The 16,482-nt window shown below is 56.8% G+C and carries 13 protein-coding genes; 7 read left to right on the top strand and 6 right to left on the bottom strand.

Annotated elements, in window-relative coordinates; all coding sequences use genetic code 11:
• Positions 1–5 precede the first annotated feature (5 nt).
• Positions 6–1,070, top strand: a complete 1,065-nt coding sequence (locus EL386_RS11045) for an AI-2E family transporter (protein WP_126456191.1) — start codon at positions 6–8, stop codon at positions 1,068–1,070.
• A 22-nt stretch (positions 1,071–1,092) separates the two neighbouring features.
• Here the strand turns inward: EL386_RS11045 and EL386_RS11040 are convergent, their stop codons facing one another.
• From EL386_RS11040 to EL386_RS11015, 6 genes are all read right to left on the bottom strand, one after another.
• Positions 1,093–1,542 carry a L,D-transpeptidase Cds6 family protein gene (locus EL386_RS11040; protein WP_126456190.1) on the bottom strand — a complete coding sequence of 150 codons (450 nt, stop codon included), beginning with the start codon at positions 1,540–1,542 and terminating at the stop codon, positions 1,093–1,095.
• 148 nt (positions 1,543–1,690) lie between these two features.
• Positions 1,691–1,939 carry a hypothetical protein gene (locus tag EL386_RS11035; protein WP_126456189.1) on the bottom strand — a complete coding sequence of 83 codons (249 nt, stop codon included), beginning with the start codon at positions 1,937–1,939 and terminating at the stop codon, positions 1,691–1,693.
• Between the two features lie 38 nt (positions 1,940–1,977).
• Complete coding sequence (locus EL386_RS11030) at positions 1,978–3,384, bottom strand: PhoH family protein (protein WP_420856716.1); 1,407 nt, start codon at positions 3,382–3,384, stop codon at positions 1,978–1,980.
• Between the two features lie 34 nt (positions 3,385–3,418).
• Positions 3,419–3,898, bottom strand: a complete 480-nt coding sequence (locus EL386_RS11025; RefSeq protein ID WP_126456188.1) for a peroxiredoxin — start codon at positions 3,896–3,898, stop codon at positions 3,419–3,421.
• A gap of 24 nt (positions 3,899–3,922) precedes the next feature.
• Positions 3,923–4,453 carry a glycine cleavage system transcriptional repressor gene (locus tag EL386_RS11020; protein ID WP_126456186.1) on the bottom strand — a complete coding sequence of 177 codons (531 nt, stop codon included), beginning with the start codon at positions 4,451–4,453 and terminating at the stop codon, positions 3,923–3,925.
• 36 nt (positions 4,454–4,489) lie between these two features.
• On the bottom strand, positions 4,490–5,587 hold the full coding sequence (locus tag EL386_RS11015; RefSeq protein ID WP_126456184.1) for a galactose-1-phosphate uridylyltransferase: 1,098 nt from the start codon (positions 5,585–5,587) through the stop codon (positions 4,490–4,492).
• Positions 5,588–5,766: 179 nt separating this feature from the next.
• On the opposite strand from EL386_RS11015, the gene dapA reads away from it, so the two are divergent.
• The 6 genes from dapA to purL all read left to right on the top strand — a co-directional run bounded on the left by dapA (position 5,767) and on the right by purL (position 16,477).
• On the top strand, positions 5,767–6,651 hold the full coding sequence (gene dapA, locus EL386_RS11010; protein WP_126456183.1) for a 4-hydroxy-tetrahydrodipicolinate synthase: 885 nt from the start codon (positions 5,767–5,769) through the stop codon (positions 6,649–6,651).
• A complete protein-coding gene (gene bamC / locus EL386_RS11005) occupies positions 6,641–7,828 on the top strand; it encodes an outer membrane protein assembly factor BamC (protein ID WP_197722072.1) in 1,188 nt (395 codons plus the stop codon). The genes dapA and bamC overlap by 11 nt, the downstream gene beginning before the upstream one ends.
• Positions 7,829–7,837: 9 nt before the next feature.
• Complete coding sequence (locus EL386_RS11000) at positions 7,838–8,602, top strand: MBL fold metallo-hydrolase (RefSeq protein ID WP_126456181.1); 765 nt, start codon at positions 7,838–7,840, stop codon at positions 8,600–8,602.
• 204 nt (positions 8,603–8,806) lie between these two features.
• Positions 8,807–10,858 (top strand): methyl-accepting chemotaxis protein, encoded by a 2,052-nt coding sequence (locus tag EL386_RS15640; protein WP_232020196.1) that lies wholly within the window; start codon positions 8,807–8,809, stop codon positions 10,856–10,858.
• Positions 10,859–10,897: 39 nt separating this feature from the next.
• Complete coding sequence (locus tag EL386_RS10990) at positions 10,898–12,472, top strand: methyl-accepting chemotaxis protein (RefSeq protein ID WP_126456179.1); 1,575 nt, start codon at positions 10,898–10,900, stop codon at positions 12,470–12,472.
• A gap of 114 nt (positions 12,473–12,586) precedes the next feature.
• Entirely contained in the window at positions 12,587–16,477 is a 3,891-nt protein-coding gene (gene purL, locus EL386_RS10985) for a phosphoribosylformylglycinamidine synthase (protein WP_126456177.1), read from the top strand.
• Positions 16,478–16,482: the final 5 nt, after the last annotated feature.

The raw sequence follows: 16,482 nt of genomic DNA, 5'->3' as shown, positions 1-16,482 counted from the left end.
TTGGTATGTTTGAGGTGATAGGGAGCTGGTTTAAACGACACTTCTCCGACCCGCAGGTAGTCATGCTGGCCGTGCTGTTGCTGTTTGGTTTCCTGGTGGTTATTTACCTTGGCGAGATGCTCGCGCCGGTATTGGCTGGCCTGGTGATTGCTTATCTGCTCGAGGGCCTGATCGGTTTGCTGCAACGGCGCGGCGTACCGCGCTTGATCGGCGTATGGACGGCCTTCCTGTTATTTGTCGTAGTGTTGGTGTTCCTGATCTTTGGCCTGGTACCACTGTTATCGACACAGGTGGCGCAGTTTGTGAAAGAACTGCCGACTATGATCGCCACGGGGCAGGGCGCAATCATGCAATTGCCCGAACGCTATCCGGATTTTATCAACCAGCAACAACTGGCCGACCTGCTGAACAGTATTCGTGCCGAGATCGCGGCAGCAGCACAAGGCCTGTTGGCCTTTTCGCTTTCATCGATCACCAGTGTCGTTACCCTGGTGGTGTATCTGGTGTTATTACCCTTACTGGTGTTTTTCTTTATCAAGGACAAACAACTTATTCTCGACTGGGTGTGCAGTTACTTGCCGAAAGACCGCCGCCTGGCGAGTAATGTCTGGGAAGAAGTGAATGGCCAGTTAACCAATTACGTGCGCGGTAAATTCTGGGAAATCCTCGTTGTCGGTGTGGTCAGTTACATCACCTTTGAAGCCATGGGTCTGCACTATGCGATGCTGCTCGGTGCGCTGGTCGGGCTTTCCGTGATCGTGCCATATATCGGTGCTGCGGTAGTAACCTTTCCGGTGGCGATCATCGCCTTCTTCCAGTGGGGTACGACGAATGAGTTTATTTATCTAATGGTCGCCTATGGCATCATCCAGGCGCTCGACGGCAACGTACTTGTACCGCTGCTCTTCTCCGAGGCCGTGAACCTGCACCCGATTGCGATCATCGTTGCGGTACTGCTATTTGGCGGGCTGTGGGGGCTGTGGGGGGTATTCTTCGCGATCCCGCTGGCAACCCTGGTGAAGGCGGTGTTGACGGCCTGGCCGAGGGCCGAACTGGTTGCTCCGGTCTAGTTTTTTTCGACCACGCTAAGACCTAGTGGGCGATAATTTTTTCGGCAATGATTTTCCATTGTGCCTGTTCTCTTTTGAAAACCAGTTCCTTGCGCACGCTGTCACGAAAGCTGTCTGACTTATAGCGCTGTTTAAAAGTCGCCGTATATAATCCGCCATCCTGTTTGGCGATTGCGATGCCGCTGATGCCGAGTTTTACCCATTTCTGTTGACTAAAACGCTCCTTGCGGCCGCCGACCCAGGCGCGGTGTGATGTGTTGTTGTCAGGGCGGTAGTGTTTGCTGTAGTAGCTTATGTAGGTCTCGGCATCGAGATTGATCCAGGCCTCGGCCCAACGATCAATGACATCGAGGATTTGCTGAGATTCATTGATATAACTCTCTTCGGCCTGTAGTGGCTGAATAGATATGCCAAATGCGATCAGGCCGGGAAGCAATAACCGTGCAGTGTTCTTTATTATTGCTATTAACATAACAGTGTCTTAAAGGTATCCGCAGTACATAAAAATACCGCGCCCCGGCCCGGGGCTGGAATAAATATTTGCATAAGAACGTTAAGGCTGCTGTTCATCAGAAAAGGTGGTCAGGCTGTCTGTGAAGGCATGAAAAAAACCCGTATGGTCACAGGTTATCCGGATCACAGGTCCCCATCCGTACCCACAAGCCTTTCTGGCATTGGAGTAATTCCTTGCTGCTGCTGCATACATATTTACCCGCCGGGTAACTCACGCTGTTGAAATAACAGACGGGTAAATCCTCAACCTCCTGGGCGATGACGTCAAACTCCTCATCACCCTCATCGGCAATGGGTGAGGTTTCCAGTTCCGGATCGGGGGCGCCAACCTCGGTTGTAATGTGTTCTCCAGTCATAATAATTACCTCTATATAGTGTTGTTGGCTTGCGTGGTTTATAAATTATCCGAGGCGTAATCCGCCAGGCGTGAACGTTCGCCACGCAGCAGGGTAATGTGTCCACTGTGCGGCCAGTTTTTGAAGCGGTCTACAACATAGGTCAGGCCGGAGGTGGTTTCCGATAGATACGGGGTATCGATCTGGGCGACATTACCAAGGCAGACGACCTTGGTGCCGGGGCCGGCGCGGGTAATGAGAGACTTCATTTGTTTTGATGTCAGGTTTTGCGCTTCGTCGATAATGATGTATTTGTTCAAAAAGGTGCGGCCACGCATAAAGTTCATGGAGCGGATCTTTATGCGGTTTTGCAATAAGGCATCGGTGGCGGCGCGTTCCCATTCACCCTCTTCTTCCACGCCGGTGAGTACCTCCAGGTTGTCCATCAGCGCCCCCATCCATGGCGTCATTTTTTCCTCTTCAGTACCCGGCAAAAAGCCGATGTCCTCACCCATGGGGATGGTGACACGGGTCATGATGATCTCGTTATAAAGGTTGTTGTCGAGGGTTTGCGCAAGCCCGGCGGCCAGGGTCAACAGGGTCTTGCCGGTGCCGGCCATGCCGAGCAGACTGACAAAATCGATCTCCGGGTCCATGAGCAGATTGAGGGCAAAGCTCTGTTCACGATTACGGGCGATGATCCCCCAGACGGCATTATTTGGTTGCAGGTAATTAACACTCCGCTCAATGATGGCTCTGTCTTCGTCGACTTCACGAACGATGGCCTCGAAGCGCTCCCCGCCGATAGACAGGCACTGGTTCGGATACCAGTCGGCAACCTGGGGGCCAGTGATACGATAAAAGGTCCGACCCTCTTCCTGCCAGGACTCCATGTTCTTTTCATGCTCCTGCCAGAAACTGTCGGGCAGTTCTTTGTGACCGGCATAGAGCAGGGCGACGTCATCGAGTACCTGGTCGTTGTAGTAGTCTTCGTTATGGATACCGAGGATCGAGGCCTTGATGCGCAGGTTAATATCCTTCGACACCAGGGTGATGGCAAGCTCGGGCCGGGTATGTTGCAGGGCCAGGGCGGTGCCCAATATATGGTTATCGGCTTTGTCGCCGGGCAGGGTGTTGGGCAGTTCCTCGTGTAGCAGCTGGGTTTGTAATAACAGGCGACCGATGCCGTTACCGTTTTCAGTTGTACTCGTATGCGGAAGTTCGACACCCTGCTCGATGTGTTCACTGCTCATACCCTTGAGCAGGTCATCAAGGAAACGACTGGCCTGACGGGCATTGCGCGCAACTTCCGAGGTACCACGCTTATTGTCATCGAGCTCTTCGAGCACGATCATGGGAATGTAGACGTCATGTTCCTTGAAACGAAAGATGGCAGTGGGGTCGTGCATAAGGACGTTCGTGTCGAGAACGAAGGTGCGTTTTTCGCCGCTATCTGTGTGTTGCAAGTCTGCTTACTCCATATTGCCGATGAGGGTGTTGCTACGGGTTTTTATTCAACTCCTTGACGCGGGCAAGGACTTCATCAACGTGGCCATCGACCTTGACCTTGCGCCATTCTTCACGCAGCAGTCCTTTTTTATCTATTAAAAAGGTGCTGCGTTCAATACCCATGACCTTTTTGCCATACATATTTTTTTCTTTGATGACATCGAACTGCGCGCAGAGTTTTTCTTCCTTGTCGGAGAGCAGCTCAAAGGGGAATGCCTCCTTGGCCTTGAAGTTTTCATGTGACTTGACGCTGTCGCGCGAGACGCCGAGGATCACGGTGTCGGCACGGCGGAATTTGCTAATATTGTCGCGAAAGTCCTGGCCCTCGCGGGTACAGCCGGAGGTACTGTCTTTTGGGTAAAAGTACAGGACGATGTTCTTGCCCTGGTAGTCGGAGAGCTTGATTTCCTGTTCACCGGTCGCCTCAAGCTTGATATCGGTGACCTTCTTGCCTGTTTTTGCCTTCGCCATAGAGTCCTCGTCGTATTTTTTGTCTCAGGCCTTGACCGGTTCCATCACCGCATCAAGGTTTAGTGCATCACAAAATTCAGTAAATTGTTCACGTAATTCGCCGATCTGGATTTCCGCCGGGATACTGATGATCATATTCATGTTGAACATCGGTGTGCCGGTATGCGCAGCGGAATAACTGCCGGTGGACAGGTCTTCGATGTTGATCTGGCGACTGGAGAAGAACTCGGCGACATTATAGACAATCCCCTCGTGGTCCATGGAGATGACCTCGACCAGGTAAGGCAGCATTTTGCCTGGCTTGCCACGTTGTTCGGTGCGTTTGCTGATGATGGTCAAACCGAGCTTATTTTCGAGTGAAGGCAGTGAGCCTTCCAGCTTGGCAATCTTGTCCCAACTTCCTGAAATCATGATGATAATTGCGAACTCACCACCGAGCACGGTCATGCGGCTATCGACGATATTGCAGTTATGTTCGAGAATGTTTGAGGACAGGGCATTGACGATGCCTGGCCGGTCGGCACCGATGGCCGATATAACAAGATAATTATTCATGTGCGCGCTCAGTCTCCTGAAATCCAGTCTAGCACGTCAGTCATCAAGTTGTACTGCACGGAGTTGTGCGGCGGCATCTTCCGGGCTGATGGTGCTGACGAACAGACCGGAGCCCAGTTCAAAGCCGGTGGGGATACTGGTGCGCGGGCAGATCTCCAGGTGCCAGTGATAACTCGGTGCACCATCGGCATATTCCTCGCCATGCGGTAGCGAGTGGAGGAAGAAGTTGTACTGCGCGCCACCGATGACGGCGTCCAGCCGGGCCATGGTGCGTTTCAGGATACGCGCCAGGTCTTCGAGGTCTTCCTCGTGGATGTTGGTGAAATCGGCCTCGTGCTGCAGCGGCAGGATGTGGACCTCCCATTCGTAACGACTGGCGAAGGGCTTGATGGCGATAAACTTTTCACCACGATCGATGATGTACTGGCCAACATTGATCTTGCGACGGATCTCGCCGGAGTCGCGATCATAAATCGTCGCCTCGAAGGTCAGGGCCTCGTTGATCAGCGAGCAGTAGATACACTGATGGTGTTTGTCATGATGCAGGCGGGCGTATTGCACCTCGTTGAGGACGTTCTCCGGTACCACCGGCATGGCGATGACCTGGCTGTGTGTATGCGGGATACTCGCCCCGGCGGCCGGGCCGAAGTTTTTGAAGACGAGCACGTAGCGAATACGCTTGTCGGCCTCGTAAAGGGCAATCATGCGTTCGCGGTAGGCCAGGAGCAGGGTGACGAGATGTTCCCGACTCATTTCGTACATGCTGATGCCGTGGTTACTGTGGTCGATGATGACCTCGTGGCGACCATAACCGACGATCACCTGTTGCAGGCCGAAGACCAGGTTGCTGTCCGGGGGTTCTTCGCCGAGCACCGGGTAGAGGTTTTCCACCACGCGCACGTCCCAGTCCTGCTCATTTGGCCAGGCGGCGATAGTCGGCGGGGTCTTGTCCTCGTTGCCGGTACAGAAGGGGCAGCGCTCGACGTGGGCCTCGGTCTTGCGCTCGAGGCGTTCTTCCTCCTTGCGTGGGCGCATGCCGCGGGCCGTGGCAACCAGCACCGACTCGCTGGGCAGGACCGGGTTGATGCGGATTTCGCGGACGTTTTTCGGCGTTTTGGGGGAATCCTGGCTCATGCTGTGTTCCATATGGCTGTGGCGATTTATGTCATTAAACACGCCTATTTACACCAAGACACGCTGAATTGCTGAATACGGCCATAGTAACAGTTTATCGCCTGTTGGCATGCTTTGGCTTGTGTTCGGGCGGGGGCGAAAGTACCATGCGCCTGCTAAGTTTTTGCGGAGATTTATAGATGTTTCACGGCAGTATGGTCGCGCTGGTCACACCGATGCACCCGGACGGGGCCGTCGATGAGGAATCCCTGCGCGCATTAATCGACTGGCACGTCGAACAGGGCACCGATGCCATTGTGATTGTTGGCACGACCGGCGAGTCGGCCACCCTCGACCCGGCGGAGCACTGCCACGTCATCCGCCTGACCGTGCAGCATGTCGCCGGGCGGATCCCCGTTATTGCCGGCACCGGTGCCAATTCCACCCGCGAGGCCATTGAACTGACCCGCTGCGCCATGCAGGCCGGGGCCGATGCCTGCCTGCTGGTCACGCCCTATTACAACAAGCCGACCCAGCAGGGCCTGTACCTGCACCACAAGGCCGTGGCTGAGGCCGTACCGGTGCCACAGATCCTTTACAATGTACCAGGGCGGACCGCCTGTGACATGCTGCCCGATACCGTGGTACGCCTCGCCGAGATCCCGAATATTGTCGGTATCAAGGAGGCTACGGGTAACCTCGCGCGGGCAGGCGAGATTCTTGACCGCTGTGGTGATAAGATTGACCTTTATAGTGGTGATGATGCGACCGCGCTGGATTGCATCCTCGCCGGGGCCAAGGGGGATATCTCCGTGACCGCCAATGTGGCGCCTGCCGCCATGCACGCGATGTGTACGGCGGCCCTGGCGGGCGATGCCGACAAGGCACGTGCGATCAATGCGCCACTGGAGGCACTGCACCGGGACCTGTTTCTCGAGGCAAATCCAATCCCTGTGAAATGGGCATTAATGGAAATGGGCAAGATCCCGACCGGCATCCGCCTGCCGATGACCTTGTTGTCAGAACCGTATCATGAGTCAGTACGCGCTGCGCTGAGAATGGCCGGCGTGCTGGATGAAAAGTAACTGGGGTAACATAATGAAGGCCGTAGCAAGAATTTTGTGTGTGAGTATAGTGCTGGCATGGACGACCGGTTGTGGAACCTTCGATAAGGCTAAGAAAGAGTTCCTGCCGGATAAAAAGAAAACGGATTACCGTGAGGCCAGTGAGGCCCCGACTCTGGAGGTCCCGCCCGACCTGACCTCGTCAAGCATTGATGATGGCCTGGTGGTGCCCGATATCGCACCGGCGTCAGGTAGCGCCAGCCTTTCCGACTATCGTCGTGAGCGCGTTGATACGCAGACCATCCGTACCGCGGGTGTGTTGCCCAAGCAGGACAACATCCGTGTCATGCGTGATAAAAACACGCGCTGGCTGGTGATCCAGGGTTCACCGCAGGAGGTCTGGCCGCGCATGCGCGAGTTCTGGCTGCAGAGCGGCCTGCTCATTAAACGTGAAGACCCGCGCATTGGTATCCTCGAGACCGACTGGGCCGAAAACCGCGCCGATATCCCGCAGGATTTCATCACCCGCAATATCAGCAAGTTGTTTGATTCTATTTATTCCTCGGCCACGCGCGACAAGTACCGTGTGCGTCTTGAGCAGGGTAGCGAGGCGGGCACCACCGAGTTGTTCCTGACCCACCGTGGCGCCGAAGAGGTTATCGACCAGTCGACCGGCAGCAGCACCATCTGGAAACCGCGTCCGTCTGACCCGGAACTGGAAGTGGAAATGCTGCGTCGTATGATGGTGTTCTTCGGTGTCGAGGAAGACAAGGCCCGCAACCAGTTTGCCAGTCGTCAGAACCGGGTCGAACGCGCCGTGCTCAGCCAGGGTGTGGACGGCGATGCCAGCCTCACCGTGAAGGATGACTTTGCCCGTGCCTGGCGCCGTACCGGCCTGGCGCTGGACCGTGTTGGTTTTACTGTCGAAGACCGTGACCGCTCGCGTGGCCTGTACTACGTGCGTTACATCGACCCGATCAAGGACAGCAATGCGAAGAAAGAGAAAGGCCTGCTCGACAAGCTGACCTTCAACATCTTCAGCGGTGATGACGACGTGCAGGACAAGAGCACCTACCTGATCCGCCTGCAGGAGCAGGATATACAGACCCAGGTGGTGGTGTTGAATGACAAGGGTGAAACGGAGAAGTCGAACACGGCTTACCGTATCCTCAGCCTGTTGCACGAACAGCTCAAGTAAGGTCGGCCTTTGCGCTTTGCCTTACTCGGCAGTGGCAGTCGTGGTAACGCTACCCTGATTGAGGCAGGCGATACCCGACTCCTGCTCGACTGTGGATTTTCCGAGACCGAGACGCGCAAGCGTCTCGGTGCCTTCGGCCTGACACCGGCGGATCTCACTGCGATTGTCGTCACCCATGAGCACAGCGATCATATCAATGGTGTCGGTGCGGTGGCACGTAAACACGGGTTGGCCGTTTACCTGACGCATGGCACGGCCGCTGCCAATAAAACCGGTGAACTGCCCGAGCGCCACCTGTTCCACAGCCATGACGCCTTCTCGATTGGCGATATCGACCTGCAGCCCTTTCCCGTTCCCCACGATGCCCGCGAGCCGGTGCAATTTGTGTTTTCCCATGGCGACCTGCGCCTGGGTGTACTCACCGACACCGGCAGTTGCACCCAGCATATCCTCGATACCCTGGGCGGCTGTGACGCCCTGATACTGGAGTGTAACCACGATACCGGGATGCTGGCCGAAGGCCCATACCCGGCCTCGCTGAAGGCGCGTGTCGGCGGACGTTTTGGCCACCTGAGTAATGTTCAGTCCCGGGATATCATTGCCGAACTGGATACCTCACGGTTGCGCTACCTCGTTGCCGCCCATATCAGTGACAAGAACAACACCGCCCCGCTGGCCTGTGCGGCCCTCGCGGAGGGGCTGGGTTGCCGGGCCGACGAGGTCCGGGTCGCCGAGCAGGCCACCGGCCTCGACTGGCATAGCCTGCAGCAATAACCCCCTTATGTACTGAGAATTTATCTCAATACCTTTTTTTTGTTACGGATATAAAGTTTTCTTTTTTCCTGCCGATAACGCTTAGCAGGAAGGCAGCATAATGGTAGTAGTACGCACCGGGCAGTCAGTGTGCGCAGAGAGGGATCGAACGCCTTATGCAAACTTTAACCTTACGACCGAGATGAGTACCCCGGGGTAGTTACAATGAAGATTGTCATGTTTGATTCCGTGAATAATTTATTTGCACGTTTTTCCATTCGCCACAAGCTGTGGGCAAGTTTTATCGCCGTCCTGGCCATTCTGGTGGTGATCTCTACCACCGTGCTGGTCAGCGAAACGGGGATTCGCAAGTCCTTTACCGGGATTGTCGAGGAAAATCAGCCCGCCATGTTGCTGTCCATGCAACTGAGTGACCAGCTCAATAGCAGCGCACAGAGCATGGGTTTCTTCCTGTTGAGTCGAGAGGACGCGCACCGTGTGGCCTACGAAAATGGTTTAAAGGATATCGTGGCCACGGTCGGTCAGTTGCAGGCCATGCCGAGTCTGCAGGCCGATGCCGAATCTTCAGCATTGGTAGACTTGATCGCACAAGATGTCGCCAGCTACCGTGGCTATCAGGAGCGGATGATCGAGCTGACCCGGGATGAGGCAAAGAATATTCCGGGCATGCTCTATGCTGGGCAGAACCTGAACCCGCTCAGCCAGCAGATCCTGCAAAACCTTGGCCAGATGCTGGTGGCCGAAGAGGATGAAGAGGCCAGCGCCCGGCGCAAGACTATCCTCAATGACATTAATGACCTGCGTTATGCCTGGGCGAATGTGATGAATGGCGTACGCGCCTACATGGCCTTTCGTGCCGAGACTTCCTTGAATGAGGTCAAACTCTATTCCGAGAGTACCACCAGCCTGATTGGAAGGTTGAACGCCTACGGCGATGAATTGACCCTGGATCAGTCTGAATCGCTTACACAGGTCAATGATCTGGTTGAGACGTTCATGGGCAACCTCAAGGAGCTGATCGCCGTGCACGGCAGTGAGCAGTGGCGTACCGATGCCTGGCTGGTGCGTAGTGAGATCGGCCCCTTGCTCGGCAAGGTGAAGAAGAATATTGAGCAACTGGTCAGTCTGCAGCAAGGTCGTGTTAACGAATCGGTTGAGTCCATGTCAGCGGACCTGTCTGCCATGCACACCCTGACGATCAGCATGCTTATCTTTGGCCTGATTATGGGGCTGGGCAGTGCCTGGGCGACCTGCTCTACCATTACCGGTCGTTTGCGCGATGCCGTGGCGGCGATGAAGGATATCGCCGAGGGCGAGGGTGACCTGACTCAGCGACTGAGTGAAAAGGGTCGTGATGAAATTTCACAGTTGGGCAATGCCTTTAACACCTTCGTTGGCAAGATGGCTGACCTGTTGATAGTCATTAATGGTGTGACCTCAGAATTGTCTGCCTCGGCGGCTCAGATGTCGCGGGCGGCTGAGCAGACCAATGCCGGGATCACCGAACAGCAAAACGAAACCGATCAGGTGGCGACGGCGATTAACGAAATGGTGGCCACCGTACAGGAAGTGGCGAACAATGCCACGATCGCTGCGGAATCGGCACAGGAGGCCGATCGTGAGGCCAATAACGGCAAGGGCGTGGTGAGTGCGACGGTATCCTCGATTGAGTCCCTGGCCAATGAAGTGGAGCAGGCCGCGTCGGTGATCGATCAGCTTGAAGCGGATAGCGAGGACATAGGTAAGGTCATTGATGTCATCAAGGGGATTGCCGAGCAGACCAACCTGTTGGCGCTGAATGCCGCCATCGAGGCCGCGCGTGCCGGCGAACAGGGGCGTGGTTTTGCCGTGGTCGCCGATGAGGTCCGTACCCTGGCCAGCCGCACTCAGCAGTCTACCGAAGAGATCATGGAGATCATTGGCCGTGTCCAGGGGGGCGCCCGTCAGGCCGTGACGGCGATGGAGTCCGGACGCAGCCAGGCGGCCGGCAGTGTCGAACAGGCGGCCAAGGCCGGTGAGTCGCTCGAGGCCATCACCCGTGCCGTATCCAGTATCAATGACATGAATGCGCAGATCGCCCATGCCTCGGAGCAACAGAGTAACGTCGCCCAGGATGTGGACCGTAACGTCATAAACATCAGCCGCATCGGTCATGAGAGTATGGAAAACGCACAACAAACCTCGGCCTCCAGCGAGCAACAGTCACGACTCGCACAGCAGTTACAAGACTTGTTGGCACAATTCAAACTGCAATAAGCCGCGTGCGCGCGGAAAAAATATCTTGAGAGCAAGACAATGAAAAAGAACTTCCCCGTCACGGGTAACGAAAAGACCTTCAGTGACACGGATCGGCTGGTGTCTTCAACCGACCTGAAAGGCATTATTACCGAGGCCAATGATGTCTTTTCTGACGTCTGTGGTTTCAGCCATGAGGAACTTGAGGGCACCAACCATAACATTGTCCGTCACCCGGATATGCCACCGGCGGCCTTTGATAATCTCTGGACGACCATTAAGCAGGGTCATCACCCCTGGATGGGGATCGTCAAAAACCGCTGCAAGAATGGCGATCACTACTGGGTAGATGCCTATGTCACACCGCTGTTGAATAAACAGGGGGATATCACCGGTTATGAATCTGTGCGGGTGGTGCCCAATCGTGAACACGTTAAGCGCGCAGAAAAACTCTATGCGCGTATAAATGCCGGCAAGCCGATCCTGCAAGCCTGGAAGCATCCGGGTCTGGTCGGGCGCTTTAGTCTCGGTTTTGCCATACTTGCTGGTCTGGCCTTTGGCATCCTGTTTGCCACTACCTCGATGAACATGCTGAGCGCGGTGGCCGGTTTTGCTGGTCTGACGGCCGCTGGTTGGGGATTGTCAGGCTGGTTACTGAGACCACTGACCAGGGCTGCCCGTGAGTCCGAGGGTATTTTCAATAACCCGATTATGCGTTTTATTTATAGTGGTCGTATGGACGCACTCGGCCAGTTACAACTGGTACAACACTTTCTGCAGGCACGCAGCACGACGATTTTGCAACGTACGGCCTATTCTGCCGAGCAACTTGAGAAGACGGCAACCGAAACAGCTGAGGTCATGCAACAGTCTCTGGATGGTATAACCCGACAGCAGGGTGAGACCGACCAGGTCGCGACGGCCATGAACGAAATGAGCGCCTCGGTGCATGAAGTGGCACGCAATACCGAACAGGCCTCCGAGGCCGCGCGGACTGCCAATGCGGATACGGCTTCAGGGCAACAGGTGATGCAGGCGACGATTGCCGTTATGCGTTCGGTGGCCGCTGAGGTGAACCGTGTTGCCGAGGCCATCGAGGCCCTGAAACAGGACAGTGAAGGCATTAACGGCGTGGTCGAGGTGATCAGCAGCATTGCCGAACAGACCAATCTGCTGGCCCTGAACGCAGCGATCGAGGCGGCCCGCGCCGGCGAACAGGGGCGGGGTTTTGCCGTGGTCGCCGATGAGGTGCGGACCCTTGCCAGCCGGACCCAGGCATCGACCGAAGAGATCCGTGACATGATTGAACGCCTGCAAACGGCCGCTGATAACGCCGTGTCGGTGATGATGAGCGGCCGTGAGCAGGCGCAAACGGGTGTTGAGAAGGCCGCCGAGGCCGAGGCGGCACTGAACGCCATCACACAATCGGTTGAACGTATTAACGAGATGAATACCCAGATCGCCAATGCCACCCGAGAACAAACCCTGGTCACGGAAGAGGCGAATCGTAATATCACCTCGATCAATGATGCCGGTGCCCAAACCGTGGCCAGTAGCAGCGAGGTGGCGGCGGCCAGTGCCCAGCTGGCACAGTTGGCCTCGAAAATGCTGACCATGGTGCGCCAATTTCAGTAAATCGGCTCCAGTAGGGATTTTTTCGCCAACCGTGGGTCGCTGCGGCTGGCTAGGATGCGGCGCTTTCAGTATCATAGCAGCCTTGGAATTTCCCCGTTATTGAAGAGAGTTCTCATGCTGCGTCTTCGTGGTTGTCCTGCCCTATCAGCCTTCCGGCTCAATAAGTTACTTAACAATGTTCGTGAACAGGCCCCGGCGGTGACGGCCATCCGTGCCGAGTTTATGCACTTTGCCTGGCTTGAGCAGAAACTCTCTGCCAGCCAGACCGAGGTCCTCGAACACCTGTTGCGCTATGGGCCGGCGGTCGATGAGGGCCTTCCAGGCGGACAACTGCTGCTGGTGGTGCCCCGTCCCGGCACGATCTCGCCGTGGTCGAGCAAGGCCACTGACATCGCGCATAACTGCGGTCTGGGTCAGCTCCAGCGCCTGGAGCGCGGCAAGGCCTTCTATATCCAGACCGAGGACCAGTCACTGACCGAGGGCGAATTGAACAAGGTCGCCGCACTTTTGCATGATCGCATGACTGAGTCGGTGTTCCCGTCCCTCGATGATGCCGTCAATCTGTTCAGCCAGGCGGAGCCGGCACCCCTGCGCTGCGTCGATGTCCTCGGCGGCGGCCGTGAGGCGCTGGACGGTGCCAATACCGAACTGGGTCTGGCGCTGTCCGCGGACGAGATCGATTACCTGGTCGAGAACTTCATTGCCCTGCAACGCAACCCGACCGACGTCGAACTGATGATGTTCGCCCAGACCAACTCCGAGCATTGTCGCCACAAGATATTTAACGCCGATTGGGTCATTGATGGCGAGCAGCAGGACCGTTCCCTGTTTGCCATGATCCGTAATACCCATGAACTGCACTCCGAGGGTGTGTTGTCGGCCTACCACGATAATGCCGCCGTCATGGCGGGCTCGGCGGCGAGCCGTTTCCAGCCGGACCCGGAAACGCATGATTATCGCTATGAGGCCGGCGAGATGCCGATCCTGATGAAGGTGGAGACACATAATCACCCCACGGCGATCTCCCCGGCAGCGGGGGCGGCAACCGGCTCGGGTGGTGAGATCCGTGACGAGGGGGCCACCGGACGTGGCTCGCGTTTCAAGGCCGGCCTGACCGGTTTTTCGGTCTCAAACCTGAAACTGCCCGGTGGCGAACAACCCTGGGAGACCGATTTCGGTAAGCCAGACCGTATCGTCTCGGCACTCGAGATCATGCTCGAGGGGCCGATTGGCGCCGCCGGTTTTAATAATGAATTTGGTCGGCCGAACCTCTGCGGCTATTTCCGTACCTTTGAAGAAAGGGTCCCGGGCCCGGACGGTGACGAGGTGCGGGGTTACCACAAGCCGATCATGCTCGCCGGTGGCCTGGGAAATATCCGCGAGGAACATATCGCGAAGCTGGACCTGCCGGCCGGTGCGCCGGTCATTGTCCTCGGTGGCCCGGCCATGTTGATTGGCCTCGGTGGCGGGGCGGCCTCGTCGATGGCCAGCGGCACCAGTGCCGAGGACCTCGACTTTGCCTCGGTGCAGCGCGGTAACCCGGAAATGGAGCGCCGCTGTCAGGAGGTGATCGACCAGTGCACGACCATGCACGACAACCCGATCATGAGTATTCATGATGTCGGCGCCGGTGGCCTCTCCAATGCTGTGCCGGAGATCGTCAATGACTGCCAGCGTGGCGGTAAATTTGAGTTACGTGCCGTGCCGAACGACGAGCCGGGTATGTCACCGATGGAGATCTGGTGTAACGAATCCCAGGAACGTTATGTGCTGGTCATCGACCCGGCACGTCTGGAAGAATTCGAGGCCCTCTGTCAGCGTGAACGCTGCCTGTATGCCGTGATTGGTGAGGTCACCGAGGAACAACAACTCGTCCTCGGCGATGGCCATTTTGATAATACGCCGATCGACCTGTCATTGAATGTCCTGCTCGGCAAGCCACCGAAGATGTTACGCGATGTGAAACACCGGACATTCCATAAACAGGCGTTCAATACCGCAGATATCGACCTGCAGGAGGCGGCCATGCGTGTGCTGCACCTGCCGAGTGTGGCCGACAAGACCTTCCTGATCACGATAGGTGATCGCAGTATTACCGGTCTGGTCGCACGTGATCAGATGGTCGGTCCCTGGCAGATACCGGTGGCCGATGTCGCCGTCACCGCCAGTGGTTATGAACACTATGTCGGTGAGGCCATGTCCATGGGGGAGCGTACCCCGGTGGCCTTGTTGCACCACGCCGCCTCCGGGCGCATGGCAATCGGCGAGGCGATCACGAATATCGCCGCCGCACGTATCGGCAGACTCGCGGATATCAAACTCTCTGCGAACTGGATGGCCCCGGCCGGCCACCCGGGTGAGGATGCCGGACTGTATGATACGGTGCGCGCCGTGGGTATGGAACTGTGTCCGCAACTGGGCATTTGTATCCCGGTCGGCAAGGACTCGATGTCGATGAAGACGGTCTGGGAGCAGGACGGCGAGGCGCGCAGCGTGACCGCACCGTTGTCGCTGATCATCTCGGCCTTTGCCCCGGTTATCGATTGTCGTCATACCCTGACCCCGCAGTTGCGTACCGACAAGGGTGATACAGACCTGATCCTGATCGACCTCGGCAAGGGCAAAAACCGCCTCGGTGGCTCGGCCCTCGCCCAGGTCTACAAGCAGGTCGGCCATCACCCGGCCGACCTCGATGACCCGCAGGCGTTAAAAACGTTTTTCGAGATGATTCAACAACTCAATACCGAGGCAAAACTGCTCGCCTACCATGACCGTGCCGATGGCGGCCTGTTTGCGACCATCGCGGAAATGGCCTTTGCCGGCCACACGGGTGTCTCGGTGCAACTCGATGCCCTCGGTGATGACCGGGCGGCGGCCCTGTTCAGTGAAGAACTTGGTGCTGTCATCCAGGTGCGGCATAGCGATACCGACGAGGTGCTGGAGGTCCTGCACCGTGCCGGTCTCGGTCACTATAGCCATGTCATCGGCGCACTGAATGACAAGGACCAGATTGAATTTACCTTTGATCACGAGGCGGTGCTGAGCGACAGCCGCCAGGCCTTCCGGCGCGCCTGGTCGGAAACCACCTGGCGCATGCAGACCCTGCGTGACAACCCGGACTGTGCCCGGCAGGAATACGATCACCTGCTCGATGCCAAAGATCCGGGCATGCAACCGTTTTTGAGTTTTGATGCCAGTGACAATATCGCCGCAGCGTATATTGCCAGCGGTCAGCGGCCGCGTATGGCTGTGCTGCGTGAGCAGGGCGTGAATGGTCAGCTGGAAATGGCCGCGGCCTTCGATCGGGCCGGTTTTACGGCGGTTGATGTGCACATGAGTGATGTCATTGAGGGCCGTGTCGACCTGGCCGATTTCCAGGGCCTTGCCGCCTGTGGGGGCTTCTCTTACGGTGACGTGCTCGGTGCGGGGCAGGGCTGGGCAAAATCCGTCCTGTTTAACGAGCGGGCGCGTGACCAGTTTGCGAGCTTCTTCGAACGTACCGATACCCTGGGGCTTGGCGTGTGTAATGGTTGCCAGATGATGTCATCCCTGCACGAGTTGATCCCGGGGGCTGAACACTGGCCACAGTTTGAGCGTAATCTCTCCGAGCAGTTCGAGGCGCGTTACTCGATGGTTGAGGTGCTGGGTTCACCCTCCCTGTTATTGACCGGCATGGGCGGGTCCCGCCTGCCGATCGCCGTCGCACATGGCGAGGGTCGAGCCGAGTTTGTCCGCAGCAGTGAGGACCGCGCCGTGCAAACGGGTCTGGTGACAATGCGTTACGTCGATAACTACGGTCGTGCCACCGAGCAATACCCATTTAATCCGAATGGTTCACCGGGTGGTATAACCGGTTTGACGACGATCGACGGTCGTTTCACTATCATGATGCCGCATCCGGAACGCGTCTTCCGTAGCCTGCAATACTCCTGGCATCCTGATGAGTGGGGCGAGGATGGGCCGTGGTTGCGCATGTTCCGTAATGCCCGGGTGGCCCTGGGCTAGCCAGG

This window comes from Sulfuriflexus mobilis (assembly GCF_003967195.1).
GTDB lineage: Bacteria > Pseudomonadota > Gammaproteobacteria > AKS1 > AKS1 > Sulfuriflexus > Sulfuriflexus mobilis.
The sequence above is the reverse complement of the archived record's forward strand: the minus strand, read 5'-3'. Positions and strand labels throughout refer to the sequence as shown.